Source organism: Streptomyces anandii JCM 4720 (genome assembly GCF_014650655.1).
GTDB classification, from domain to species: Bacteria; Actinomycetota; Actinomycetes; order Streptomycetales; family Streptomycetaceae; genus Streptomyces; species Streptomyces anandii.
This window is the reverse complement of sequence record NZ_BMVJ01000018.1, coordinates 25,774-38,155: the sequence shown is the minus strand read 5'-3', so window position 1 is coordinate 38,155 and position 12,382 is coordinate 25,774. Positions and strand designations below refer to the sequence as shown.

Annotated in this window: 11 protein-coding genes and 1 pseudogene; 7 read left to right on the top strand and 5 right to left on the bottom strand. The window is 70.4% G+C overall.

Features of this window, described 5'->3' with window-relative positions:
• The 7 genes and pseudogenes from IE249_RS38615 to trxA all read left to right on the top strand — a co-directional run.
• Positions 1–398: pseudogene (locus tag IE249_RS38615) on the top strand (DUF6049 family protein); the annotation flags it as partial.
• A gap of 43 nt (positions 399–441) precedes the next feature.
• Positions 442–2,796 (top strand): murein biosynthesis integral membrane protein MurJ, encoded by a 2,355-nt coding sequence (gene murJ / locus IE249_RS26915; RefSeq protein ID WP_189708773.1) that lies wholly within the window; start codon positions 442–444, stop codon positions 2,794–2,796.
• Between the two features lie 118 nt (positions 2,797–2,914).
• Positions 2,915–4,636, top strand: coding sequence for a protein kinase family protein (locus IE249_RS26910; RefSeq protein WP_189708771.1), 1,722 nt, complete (start codon positions 2,915–2,917; stop codon positions 4,634–4,636).
• 26 nt (positions 4,637–4,662) lie between these two features.
• On the top strand, positions 4,663–5,394 hold the full coding sequence (gene sigM, locus IE249_RS26905) for an RNA polymerase sigma factor SigM (protein WP_189708769.1): 732 nt from the start codon (positions 4,663–4,665) through the stop codon (positions 5,392–5,394).
• A complete protein-coding gene (locus IE249_RS26900) occupies positions 5,391–6,302 on the top strand; it encodes an anti-sigma factor family protein (protein WP_189708767.1) in 912 nt (303 codons plus the stop codon). Before sigM ends, IE249_RS26900 begins: the two co-directional genes overlap by 4 nt.
• A gap of 170 nt (positions 6,303–6,472) precedes the next feature.
• Complete coding sequence (trxB, locus tag IE249_RS26895; protein ID WP_189708765.1) at positions 6,473–7,444, top strand: thioredoxin-disulfide reductase; 972 nt, start codon at positions 6,473–6,475, stop codon at positions 7,442–7,444.
• A 43-nt stretch (positions 7,445–7,487) separates the two neighbouring features.
• Positions 7,488–7,820, top strand: a complete 333-nt coding sequence (trxA, locus tag IE249_RS26890) for a thioredoxin (RefSeq protein WP_189708763.1) — start codon at positions 7,488–7,490, stop codon at positions 7,818–7,820.
• 88 nt (positions 7,821–7,908) lie between these two features.
• Here trxA and IE249_RS26885 read toward each other — a convergent pair whose 3' ends face one another.
• The 5 genes from IE249_RS26885 to IE249_RS38610 form a co-directional block, all read right to left on the bottom strand.
• Positions 7,909–8,526 (bottom strand): GNAT family N-acetyltransferase, encoded by a 618-nt coding sequence (locus IE249_RS26885; protein ID WP_073950611.1) that lies wholly within the window; start codon positions 8,524–8,526, stop codon positions 7,909–7,911.
• 332 nt (positions 8,527–8,858) lie between these two features.
• Positions 8,859–9,971, bottom strand: coding sequence for a ParB/RepB/Spo0J family partition protein (locus IE249_RS26880; RefSeq protein WP_189708761.1), 1,113 nt, complete (start codon positions 9,969–9,971; stop codon positions 8,859–8,861).
• Positions 9,968–11,041 carry a ParA family protein gene (locus tag IE249_RS26875; RefSeq protein WP_189708941.1) on the bottom strand — a complete coding sequence of 358 codons (1,074 nt, stop codon included), beginning with the start codon at positions 11,039–11,041 and terminating at the stop codon, positions 9,968–9,970. The genes IE249_RS26880 and IE249_RS26875 overlap by 4 nt, the downstream gene beginning before the upstream one ends.
• Before the next feature lie 264 nt (positions 11,042–11,305).
• Positions 11,306–12,022: a 16S rRNA (guanine(527)-N(7))-methyltransferase RsmG gene (rsmG, locus tag IE249_RS26870; protein WP_189708759.1), complete on the bottom strand. Its 717-nt coding sequence runs from the start codon at positions 12,020–12,022 to the stop codon at positions 11,306–11,308.
• 115 nt (positions 12,023–12,137) lie between these two features.
• Positions 12,138–12,382 (bottom strand): Jag family protein (locus IE249_RS38610; RefSeq protein ID WP_308434400.1); only part of this gene is annotated, 245 nt, incomplete at its 5' end.

Here is a 12,382-nt window from a genome sequence, read left to right as displayed (position 1 = left end):
TCGACGTGAAGGTCACCGAGATCACCGCCGCCGTGATGCTGGTCATCGGCGGAGGCGTCCTGCTGCTCGTCCTCGCCGGCTTCCGGATGTACACCCAGCGCAAGCGCGCCGCGGCCCGGGAGGAGACGGAGGCCGCCCCGGACGGCCGGGACGGGGACGAGGGCGAGGACGCGCAGGACCCCGACGGCGAGCAGGACCCTGACGGCGACCAGGACCCCGACGGCGACCAGGACGCCGGCTCCGGGCAGAACCCCGAGGGCCCCGCGGACCGTCTTGAGAAGAAGGAGTCGGACACCCGGCCCCGGGAAGGCGACCCGGAGCAGGCGAGTGACCCGACACCGGACACCGCAGCGGAAAACGCCGACCCGTCCGGCACGGGTGAGAAAGTGGACCGTTGAGGATGTCGTGGCCAAAGGGCCCGGACGATGAGGTGGGGTAAGCATGAACGCGCCGTACGACGGTGACCACGGCCACGCCGTGGGCAGCTCGGGCTACCCCGAAGGCCCGCCGCCCGAGCCCGGCCAGGTACCGCCGCAGCCTCCGGCGGACATGTACCTCCAGGACGCCTACGACGACGACCCCTACCGGGGCCAGGACCTCACCGCCCAGGATCCCGTCGGCGAGGCGCTGTACGACCGCGCCGCGCACCCACCGCCGCCCCCGGGCGCGTACGGGCCGCAGCAGCCGCTCTACGGCACGCCACCGCAGTCGCCGTACGCCCCCGACCCGCGCGTGTGGGCCCGGACCCCGCCGCCGGAGCCGTCCGGCGCCGCCGCCCGGCACATGCCGTACGGCGAGGACCCCCGCACCACGCAGTTCGTCGGCGTCGACGACCTCGTCAGCCACTCCGGCGAGGAGCGCCACGAGCCGGACGCCTTCGCGCACCTCTTCCGGGACCAGCAGCAGGGCGGCTACCCGGAGGCACGGCAGAGCGGCTACGACCGGCAGGACCCCGGGCAGTACGGCTACCAGCCACCGCAGCACGCCGACGCGAGGCCTGCCGCAGGCGTCCCCTCGGTCCCCGGCCCCGCCGCGGCTCCGGCCGCCGGCGGACCGCCGATGGGCGCCTACGCCCCGGCCCCCGCGCCCGGTGCTCCCAGTGCGCCCGGTGTGGCCGCCGCTCCGGCGGCCGAGCCCGCCGCGCCGCCCGCGCCCGCGAAGAAGGGCGGCCGGGCCTCCGGCCTGATGAAGTCGAGCGCCGTGATGGCGGCGGGCACGATGGTCTCCCGCCTGACCGGGTTCATCCGCTCCGCGATGATCGTGGCCGCCCTGGGCACCGCCCTCCTGGGCGACACCTTCCAGGTCGCCTACCAGCTGCCGACGATGATCTACATCCTGACCGTCGGCGGCGGCCTCAACTCCGTGTTCGTCCCGCAGCTCGTGCGCGCCATGAAGGAGGACGAGGACGGCGGCGAGGCGTTCGCCAACCGCCTCCTGACCCTGGTGATCGTGGCGCTGGGCGTCCTGACCGCACTGGCGATGTTCGCCGCTCCGCTCCTGGTCCGGCTGCTGTCCAACCCGGTCGCCAGCGACCTGCCGGCCAACGAGGTGGCCGTCACCTTCACCCGGTACTTCCTGCCCACCATCTTCTTCATGGGCATCCATGTGGTCATGGGCCAGATCCTCAACGCCCGGGGCAAGTTCGGCGCGATGATGTGGACGCCGGTCCTCAACAACGTCGTCATCATCGCCACGCTCGGCATGTTCCTGTGGGTCTACGGCACCGCCGCGAACTCCCACATGAACGTCGCCAACATCCCGCCGGCCGGACAGCGCCTGCTGGGAATCGGCGTGCTCCTCGGCCTGGTCGTACAGGCGCTCGCGATGATCCCCTACCTGCGCGAGACCGGCTTCAAGCTGCGCCTGCGCTTCGACTGGAGGGGCCACGGCCTGGGCAAGGCCGCCGTGCTCGCCAAGTGGACGGTCCTGTTCGTCCTCGCCAACCAGGCGGGCGCGCTGGTGGTCACCCAGCTCGCCACCGCCTCGGTGAAGGACACCGACATCCCCGGCACCGGCTTCAGCGCCTACGCCAACGCCCAGCTGGTCTGGGGCCTGCCGCAGGCCATCATCACGGTCTCCCTGATGGCCGCGCTGCTGCCGCGCATCTCGCGTTCGGCGGCCGAGGGCGACAGCGGGGCCGTCCGCGACGACATCTCGCAGGGGCTGCGCACGACGGCCGTCGCCATCGTGCCCATCGCCTTCGGGTTCCTCGCCCTCGGCATCCCGATGTGCACGCTGATCTTCGGGTCCTCCGGCACCGGCGCCGCCACCAACATGGGCTACATGCTGATGGCGTTCGCCCTCGGCCTGATCCCGTATTCGGTGCAGTACGTCGTCCTGCGCGCCTTCTACGCCTACGAGGACACCCGGACGCCGTTCTACAACACGGTCATCGTGGCCGCGGTCAACGCGGCCGCTTCCGGCCTGTGCTACATGCTGCTGCCGCCTCGCTGGGCCGTGGCCGGCATGGCCGCCTCGTACGGCCTGGCGTACGCGATCGGCGTGGGCGTCGCATGGCGCAGGCTGCGCAAGCGCCTCGGCGGCGACCTCGACGGCTCGCGCGTCACACGGACCTACGCCCGCCTGTGCATCGCCTCGGTGCCGGCGGTGCTCGTCAGCGGGGCGGCCTGCTACGGCATCGGCCACACGCTCGGGCAGGGTGTCATCGGGTCGTTCGCCGCGCTGCTGGCCGGTGGCGCCCTGCTGCTCGGCGTCTTCTTCGTCGCCGCCCGCCGCATGCGCATCGAGGAACTCAACTCCCTCGTGGGCATGGTCCGTGGGCGCCTGGGGCGTTGAGGCAGGGGTAGGCGCACAACCATCGTCCGCGGCTGTGTGTCGTGCATAGCGGCGGACTGTGGGCACAATTGGTTTCGGCGTCGGACAGCGCGCAACGGATGGGGAGGCAGGAGCGACGGTGGCGGAACGGAGCACGGCTGCCGTCGACGTGGCAGACAACAGCGGTGACGAGCCGCTGACCGCCAAGGCGGACCAGTCCACGGCCGACGGGGTGGCGCAGAACCGGGAGCGGGACACGGACAACGACGAGGCACAGGGAAGCAACGGGATCGCGGGTTCCGCGGAGAAGGCCTCGACGCCCGAACTGCACAGCGGTCACAAGCTGGCCAGACGCTATCGCCTCGAGGAGTGCGTCACTCGTCTGGACGGATTCAGCAGTTGGCGCGCGGTGGACGAGAAGCTGCGCCGCGCGGTCGGCGTGCACGTGCTGCCGGCCCATCACGCCCGCGCCCGTTCGGTACTGGCCGCGGCCCGCTCCTCGGCGCTGCTGGGTGACCCGCGTTTCGTCCAAGTCCTCGACGCGGTCGACGAGAACGACCTCGTCTACGTGGTCCACGAGTGGCTGCCCGACGCGACCGAGCTGACCACGCTGCTGTCGGCCGGCCCTCTGGAGCCGCACGACGCCTACCAGTTGGTCAGCCAGGTCTCCTCCGCGATGGCCGCGGCGCACCGCGAGGGCCTCGCCCATCTGCGGCTGAACCCCAACGCCGTGCTGCGCACCTCCACCGGTCAGTGGCGCATCCGCGGCCTCGCCGTGAACGCCGCCCTGCGCGGCATCAGCTCCGACACCCCGCAGCGCACCGACACCGAGGCGATCGGCGCCCTGCTGTACGCGGCGCTCACCCAGCGCTGGCCGTACGAGAACGACGCCTACGGACTGGCCGGTCTGCCCAAGGACATCGGCCTCATCCCTCCCGACCAGGTGCGCGCCGGCATCCACCGCGGCCTGTCCGAGCTGTCCATGCGCGCCCTCGCCAACGACGGCGCCACCGCGTCCCGCCACGAGTCGCCGTGCACCACGCCGGAGGAACTGGTGAAGGCGATCGGCGAGATGCCCCGCATCCGCCCGCCGGAGCCCGCGTTCACCGCGCCGCCGGAGTACCAGCACACCTCGTACCAGCAGGGCACGTACGGCCGCCCGGCGCCGCGCCCGGGCGCCACCCAGCCGGTGCCGACGCCGCCGCCCCCGCTGCAGAGCCGCACCGGAAAGGCGCTGAAGTGGGCCGTCTCGGCCCTCCTGATCGCCGCCCTGGGACTCGGCAGCTGGCAGCTCGCCGACGCCCTGATGGACCAGGGGGGCAAGGCCGGCAACGACACGCAGACGCAGACCCAGGACGGCAACGAGAAGAACGGCAACAAGCCCAAGCCGGCCCAGCCCATCCAGATCCAGGGCGCCCGGGAGTATGTGGCGAGCGGTGACGCCCAGGCCCCGGAGGCCGTCGGCAACACCTATGACGGCAACAGCTCGACCTACTGGCGGACCAGGCGCTACAACGCCGGCCCGAGGCTGGCGCCGTACAAGCCGGGCGTGGGCATCGTCTACGACCTCGGCTCGGCCAGGACGGTCACGTCCGCGTCGATAGCGCTCCGGTACGGCGGAGACCACACCACGGTCCACCTCTACGCCACCGACTCCCTGACCCCCTCGACCGGAGTCGACGGGATGAAGGAGATCGGAACCCAGACGACCAGCGCCACCTCTCTCACGGTGAAGGCGGCGAAGTCGCTGAAGACGCGCTTCGTCCTGCTGTGGATCACGGACGTGCCCCAGGCACCCAGTGACGGCTACAGCGGCGCCGGCTACAAGCAGGCCATCACCGATGTGAAGTTCACCGGCTGACGCCGCACGGAGGGGGAGGGGGCCGGATGGCGGACGACACCGCCCGCGACGGCACGAGCGACCAGGACCTCCTGGCCCGCCATGTCGCGGGTGACCCCGATGCCTTCGGCGAGATCGTACGGCGGCACCGCGACCGCCTCTGGGCCGTCGCCCTGCGGACGCTGGGCGACCGCGAGGAGGCGGCTGACGCGGTGCAGGACGCCTTCCTCTCTGCCTACCGGGCCGCCCACACCTTCCGCGGGCAGTCGGCCGTCACGACCTGGCTCCACCGGATCACGGTGAACGCGTGTCTGGACCGGGCCCGCAAGGCCGCCTCGCGCAAGACCTCACCGGTGGACGACACCGAACGCCTGGAGCAGTTGCTGGAGCCGCACGAGTCGGCCTCCGCGCCCGCCGAGCGCAACGACGTCCAGCGGCAGCTCGTGGAGGCCCTGGGCACCCTTCCACCGGACCAGCGGGCCGCACTCGTCCTCGTGGACATGCAGGGGTATCCGGTGGCCGAGGCCGCCCGCATCCTCGACGTGCCGACCGGAACCGTGAAGAGCCGGTGCGCCCGGGGCAGAGCCAGGCTCCTGCCGTTGATCACCCATCTGCGGCCGGGCAGACCCGGTGCCGGAAAAGAAAAAGAAGAGGACACGGGCCGGAACCGGGTAGAGGGGACATCCGTCCCACCGGCAGCGGGCACCGAAGACAGGGGCGCGCGGAACACCGGGCCAAGTGATTCAGCTGCTGTGAAGGGCGGAGGTGGGCGAGCGTGACAGCCACGACGGACACGGCCGGGCACCCGGACGTCACGGAGATCTCCGACCTCACCGAAGGCCTGCTGTCCGCTTCCCGCACCGAGGACGTCCGGCGACACCTCGACGAGTGCGAGCAGTGCGCGGAGGTCCACGCGTCGCTGGGGGAGATCCGCGATCTGCTCGGCGCCATGTCCGAGGCCGACGCGTTGCCCGAGGCCCAGGCGATGCCCGGGGACGTCGCTGACCGTATCGACGCGGCCCTCGCCGCCGAGGCGGCCCGTGTCTCCACGGGCGGCGCGCTTGTTTCACGTGAAACATCGGTCGACGACCGCTCCCATCGCACCCCGGTCGGCCGCCCCTCGGGCCATGCTCGCGCCTCCAGCACGGGGCCGGGCCGCACGGCCCGCACGCGTCGCGGGCGCCGCCGGATCGCCGTCCTGGGCTCGGCCTTCGCCGTCGCAGCTGTGGGCGTCGTCTCCCTCGTCCTGGCGACCCTCCACGAGGGCAAGGACGGCGGCACCACGGCGGAGGGACGCCCCAGCGCCTCCGCCGACACCTTCGCCTCGGGAACGCTGCAGCGCCAGGTGGCCGGCCTGCTGGAAAAGGCACAGAAGTCCCAGGGCACCACCCACGCCCCCCACAGCTTCGGTGCGGACTCGGCCACCGGCACCGGCAACCCGAACGTCCTCAAGAGCGAGCCCACCGTCTCCGTGCCCGCCTGCGTCCAGCAGGCCATCAACAACACCGGGACCCCCCTGGCCGCCCAGTCGGGCACCTACGACGGGAAGAGCGCCTATCTCGTGGTGCTCCCCGACGCCTCCGGCGACACCAACCGGGTCACCGCCTATGTCGTCGACGCGACCTGCGTCCAGCGCCCCTCGGCCGGGGCCAAGGTCCTTCTGACCCACTCCTACGCGCGTTCCTGAGCACCGACGCTTGGCCGCCGGCACACGTGGTATCCCCTACGGTGTCGACGCCTCCGTGTGCCCGGGGACACCGGGAATGCGCGCCCCTTAGGATCCGTTGGGTGGGGTGAGAGCTGTGAGCAAGGCTCCCACCGGCCGTACGAGACAGTCCAGAGACGAGGAATCAAGCCGTGAGCGACGTCCGTAACGTGATCATCATCGGCTCCGGGCCCGCCGGCTACACGGCGGCGCTCTACACCGCGCGCGCGTCGCTGAAGCCGCTGGTGTTCGAGGGCGCCGTCACCGCGGGTGGTGCGCTGATGAACACCACCGAGGTGGAGAACTTCCCCGGCTTCCGCGACGGCATCATGGGCCCCGACCTCATGGACAACATGCGGGCCCAGGCGGAGCGCTTCGGCGCCGAGCTCGTCCCGGACGACGTCGTCGCCGTCGACCTGGCCGGTGAGATCAAGACGGTCACGGACACCGCCGGCACCGTGCACCGGGCGAAGGCCGTCATCGTCACCACCGGCTCGCAGCACCGCAAGCTCGGCCTGCCGAACGAGGACGCCCTCTCCGGCCGCGGCGTCTCCTGGTGTGCGACCTGTGACGGATTCTTCTTCCGGGACCAGGACATCGCCGTGATCGGCGGCGGCGACACCGCGATGGAGGAGGCCACCTTCCTCTCGCGCTTCGCCAAGTCCGTGACGATCGTCCACCGCCGGGACACGCTGCGCGCCTCCAAGGCGATGCAGGAGCGCGCCTTCGCCGACCCGAAGATCAAGTTCGTCTGGGACAGCGAGGTCGCCGAGATCCAGGGCGAGCAGAAGCTCACGGGCCTGAAGCTGCGCAACCTCAAGACCGGGGAGCTCTCGGACCTGCCGGTCACCGGCCTGTTCATCGCGATCGGCCATGACCCGCGCACCGAGTTGTTCAAGGGCCAGCTGGACCTCGACGAGGAGGGCTACCTGAAGGTTGACTCCCCGTCCACGCGCACCAACCTGACCGGTGTCTTCGGCGCCGGTGACGTGGTCGACCACACCTACCGGCAGGCGATCACCGCGGCCGGCACCGGCTGTTCCGCGGCCCTCGACGCCGAGCGCTTCCTCGCTGCCCTCGCGGACAACGAGCAGAAGGCCGAGCCCGAGAAGTCCACCGTCTGACACCCCCAACACCCCACCGCACAAACCAGTTAAGGAGCCCGCCGTGGCCGGCACCCTGAAGAACGTGACCGACGACTCCTTCGAGCAGGACGTACTCAAGAGCGACAAGCCCGTCCTGGTGGACTTCTGGGCCGCCTGGTGCGGTCCGTGCCGCCAGATCGCTCCGTCCCTCGAGGCGATCGCCGCCGAGCACGGTGAGAAGATCGAGGTCGTCAAGCTCAACATCGACGAGAACCCCGCTACGGCTGCCAAGTACGGTGTCATGTCGATCCCGACGCTGAACGTCTACCAGCGCGGCGAGGTCGCCAAGACCATCGTCGGCGCGAAGCCGAAGGCCGCGCTTCTCCGCGACCTCGACGAGTTCATCGCCGAGTGAGGCCGTGCGCGAAGGCCTGAGAGCCACGCGACGTTTCACGTGAAACACGAATGGGCCAACCCGGACGGGTTGGCCCATTCGCTTGTCGCTACAGCGGCCGCAGCGCCGGTTCCTTCTGGACGGCTCCCAGCAGCCGGTCGAGCGCCATCTCCACGTCTTCCTTCCAGGACAGCGTCGACCTGAGTTCCAGCCGCAGCCTTGGATGGGTGGGATGGTGCCGAACCGTCTTGAACCCCACGGCCAGCAGATGATCGGCCGGCAGCATGCACGCCGGTTCCTTCCAGCGGGCGTCACCGAACGCCTCTATGGCTTTGAAGCCCCGCCGCAGCAGATCCTTGGCCACCGTCTGGACCATCACCCGGCCCAGCCCCTGTCCTTGATACCCCGGCATGATGAAACCGGTCATCAGCTGGACCGCGTCGGGGGAGACAGGGCTCGTGGGAAACGCGGTGGAGCGGGGGACGTAGGCGGGGGGAGCGTAGAGCACAAAGCCCACGGGGACGTCGTCGACGTAGACGACCCGGCCGCAGGAGCCCCAGTCCAGCAGGACGGCGGAGATCCAGGCCTCCTTCTCCAGCGCGGGCGTGCCCGCCTTCACCGCGGCTTCGCCGCTGACGGGGTCCAACTCCCAGAAGACACACGCGCGACAGCGCTTGGGAAGGTCCTGAAGGTTGTCCAGCGTAAGCGGTACGAGCCGACGGCCCATGGAGGCTGATCCTCGCTTCCTTCGCCCGCAGCGTCACGAGCGGCTGTCAGAGCGCCGCGCTCCCGGATCAGGCTGCCGACGAAACCGCCGATCGCACCCAGTCCCAGACCCGCGCTCACCAATCCGGTGCGGCTCACCGTTCGCATGGCCCCCGCCTCCCACTCAGAGGTGCCGCCAGGTGGACGCGCCATACCCGATCGCATCGTATCCACGAAGCGATTCCATCGATACCGACTGAAAGCAAAGAGCGAGCCGTGTTCCGGTACACACCGGACACGGCCCGCCCCCGCGGATCGGCCGAGTCGAACGCATCCTCGAAGGACGTTCCGAACTCAGTCCTCCACGTCCTCCGTCCCGCCGTCCAGCAGGCTCTTCTGCAGCACCGGGCCCTCACCCGGAGCCAGCGTCCCGAGGATGCGCTCCAGGTCCTCCATGGAGGCGAACTCGACGGTGATCTTGCCCTTCTTCTGCCCCAGGTCGACCTTCACCCGCGTCTCGAAGCGGTCGGAGAGGCGAGTGGCCAGGTCCGACAGCGCGGGCGAGACGCGGCCGCCGGCGCGCGGCCCCTTGGAACGCGGAGCCGTCTGGGGGCGCGAACCCATCAGGGTCACGATCTCCTCGACGGCCCGCACGGAGAGGCCTTCGGCCACGATCCGATGAGCCAGCCTGTCCTGCTCCTCCGAGTCCTCCACGGAGAGCAGCGCCCGGGCATGACCGGCCGAGAGCACACCGGCGGCGACCCGGCGCTGCACCGCCGGCGACAGCTTCAGCAGCCGCAGGGTGTTGGAGACCTGAGGGCGGGACCGGCCGATGCGGTCCGCCAGCTGGTCGTGGGTGCAGTTGAAGTCCTTCAGGAGCTGGTCGTAGGCGGCCGCCTCTTCCAGCGGGTTCAGCTGCGCCCGGTGCAGGTTCTCCAGCAGGGCGTCCAGAAGGAGCTTCTCGTCGTCCGTGGCCCGCACGATCGCCGGGATCGCCTCGAGGCCGGCCTCACGGCAGGCCCGCCAGCGCCGCTCGCCCATGATGAGCTCGTAGCGCGCGGGGCCGAGCTGCCGTACGACGACGGGCTGGAGCAGTCCGACCTCCTTGATGGAGGTGATGAGCTCGGCCAGCGCGTCCTCGTCGAACACCTCACGCGGCTGGCGCGGGTTCGGCGTGATGGCGTCCAGGGGAAGCTCGGCGAAGTGGGCGCCCAGGGGAGGCGCGGGCGCCTCCGGGGCTCCGGCACCCACCGGCTCCTCTGTTTCACGTGAAACAGGCGGCAGCGTGGCCACCTTCGCCGCGGCCACTCCGCGATCGCCGCGGTCCGCGGTCAGAAGCGGAACGGACGTCGGCGATGTGGACCCGGCGCCTCCTGCCGCTGCCTGTGCCGGTGGCTTCTCCCCGGTCGGGGCAGCAGGGATCAGTGCGCCGAGACCACGGCCCAACCCCCTCCGTCGCTCGCTCACTGAATCCCCTCCACCATGCTCGGGTCGCTCTGGGCGCCGATGTGGGCGTGGGTGGCGTCGTAACTGACGCCGACACCCTTCAGCGCGATTTCTCGGGCCGCCTCCAGATAGGAGAGGGCACCGCTCGATCCTGGATCGTAGGTCAGCACCGTCTGGCCGTAGCTCGGCGCCTCCGAGATACGGACGGAGCGCGGAATGCTCGTCCGCAGCACCTCGTCACCGAAGTGGCTGCGCACCTCGTCGGCGACCTGGGACGCCAGACGCGTCCGGCCGTCGTACATGGTGAGCAGGATGGTCGACACATGCAGGGTCGGGTTGAGGTGCCCCCGGACCAGATCGACATTGCGGAGCAGCTGGCCCAGTCCCTCCAGCGCGTAGTACTCGCACTGGATCGGGATGAGGACCTCCTGGCCGGCGACCAGGGCGTTGACCGTCAGCAGGCCGAGCGAGGGCGGGCAGTCGATGAGGATGTAGTCCAGCGGCTGCTCGTACGCCTGGATCGCCCGCTGGAGCCGGCTCTCCCGCGCCACCAGGGACACCAGCTCGATCTCCGCACCGGCGAGATCGATCGTGGCGGGGGCACAGAAGAGACCTTCGACATCGGGGACGGGCTGGACGACTTCTGCCAGCGGCTTGCTCTCCACCAACACGTCGTAGATCGAAGGGACTTCGGCGTGATGGTCGATGCCCAGCGCGGTGGAGGCGTTGCCCTGCGGGTCCAGGTCGATCACCAGGACACGGGCGCCATGCAGAGCCAGCGAGGCGGCAAGGTTGACGGTGGTCGTCGTCTTGCCCACTCCGCCCTTCTGGTTGGCCACCACCATGACGCGGGTCTGCTCCGGACGCGGCAGGCCCTCGCCGGCGCGGCCCAGAGCTTCGACCGCCAGTTGGGCGGCACGACCGATCGGAGTGTCGTCCATCGGGGGCGGTGTTTCACGTGAAACATCCTCCCCCATCGACTCGGTACGGGGACCGGGGACCGGATCGGTCATCGGTCCCGCGATGTTGGCGTCGGACCGCAAGGATTCACTCTCCTCGACTTCAGGCTCGCAATGAACAGAGCCTCCCATGCCATCGGGGTGGTGAACCAGTGAGGCCTGTCGTTCTGTGGAGAAATCCACCTCTGTGGACAACTCCGTGCCCTCTCCGAGTGAACCGAGGGGCTTACGGTCGCGAGGTTGGGCCGCAGCGCGGCCACGGTTGATGATCCCGTGCAGCAGTGAGCGACGTTTCACGTGAAACACGATGCACAGCAGCCATGGCCGAACCGTCGCGACACTCCGTCACGCATGGGTTTGGCAGCTTGTGTGGAGTACGTCTCGTCCCGCCGACGGCTACCGCCGCCGACGCGTCCGTCCCGTCCTGGCCGCCTTCGCACGCTTGGCCGCGAAGCGCACGCCACCGGGACTCTCCCCGACCTCGACCCGGACCACGGTGGACAGCGGGTCCACGACCCCCTCACCCACATGCAGGATCGAGGTCTCCACCGCGCCGAGCTTGCTGAGCGCCGTGGCGGCGCTCTTCAGCTCCTCCTCGGCCGTGTCCCCCTTGAGCGCCAGCATCTCACCGTAGGGACGCAGCAGCGGAATGCCCCACGTGGCCAGGCGGTCCAGGGGCGCCACCGCACGGGCCGTGACCACATGTACCGGCGGCAGCTTGCCCATGACCTCCTCGGCACGCCCCCGCACGACGGTCACATGGTCGAGGCCCAGCAGTTCGACCACCTCGGTCAGGAAGTTCGTGCGGCGCAGCAGCGGCTCCAGCAGCGTGATCTTCAGGTCCTCGCGGACCAGCGCCAGGGGGATGCCCGGCAGTCCGGCGCCCGAGCCGACGTCGCACACCGTCACGCCCTCGGGCACGACCTCGGAGAGCACGGCGCAGTTCAGCAGGTGCCGCTCCCACAGCCGTGGCACCTCACGCGGCCCGATGAGCCCTCGCTGCACCCCTGCCTCGGCCAGCAGCTCGGCGTACCGGACCGCATCCGCGAAGCGATCACCGAATACGTCGCGTGCCTGCTCGGGCGCAGGGGGAAGCTCCACTGCCTCCGTCACGGGGACCGTCCTTCCGTACCGCATCAGCGCGATCAGCGCCGACCACCAGAACTACCAGGCTGACAAAATTCGGCCCCGCCTGCGGGCAGACGGGGCCGGTGGAACTCGGGACCGCTCAGGCGGGAAGCACGACGACGAAGCGCTGCGGCTCCTCGCCCTCGGACTCGCTGCGCAGACCGGCAGCCTTGACCGCGTCGTGCACGACCTTGCGCTCGAACGGGGTCATCGGCTTCAGCTTCACGGCCTCACCGCTGCTCTTGACCTCGGCCGCGGCCTTGGCGCCCAGCTCGGACAGCTCGGCGCGCTTCTTGGCGCGGTAACCGGCGATGTCCAGCATGAGGCGGCTGCGGTCACCGGTCT

Excerpts from the sequence above, each read along its gene's own strand:
- murJ (WP_189708773.1), top strand. The coding sequence starts at position 442 with ATGAACGCGCCGTACGACGGTGACCACGGCCACGCCGTGGGCAGCTCG.
- IE249_RS26875 (WP_189708941.1), bottom strand. The coding sequence starts at position 11,041 with ATGGGAGGCTCTGTTCATTGCGAGCCTGAAGTCGAGGAGAGTGAATCC.
- IE249_RS26885 (WP_073950611.1), bottom strand. The coding sequence starts at position 8,526 with ATGGGCCGTCGGCTCGTACCGCTTACGCTGGACAACCTTCAGGACCTT.
- sigM (WP_189708769.1), top strand. The coding sequence starts at position 4,663 with ATGGCGGACGACACCGCCCGCGACGGCACGAGCGACCAGGACCTCCTG.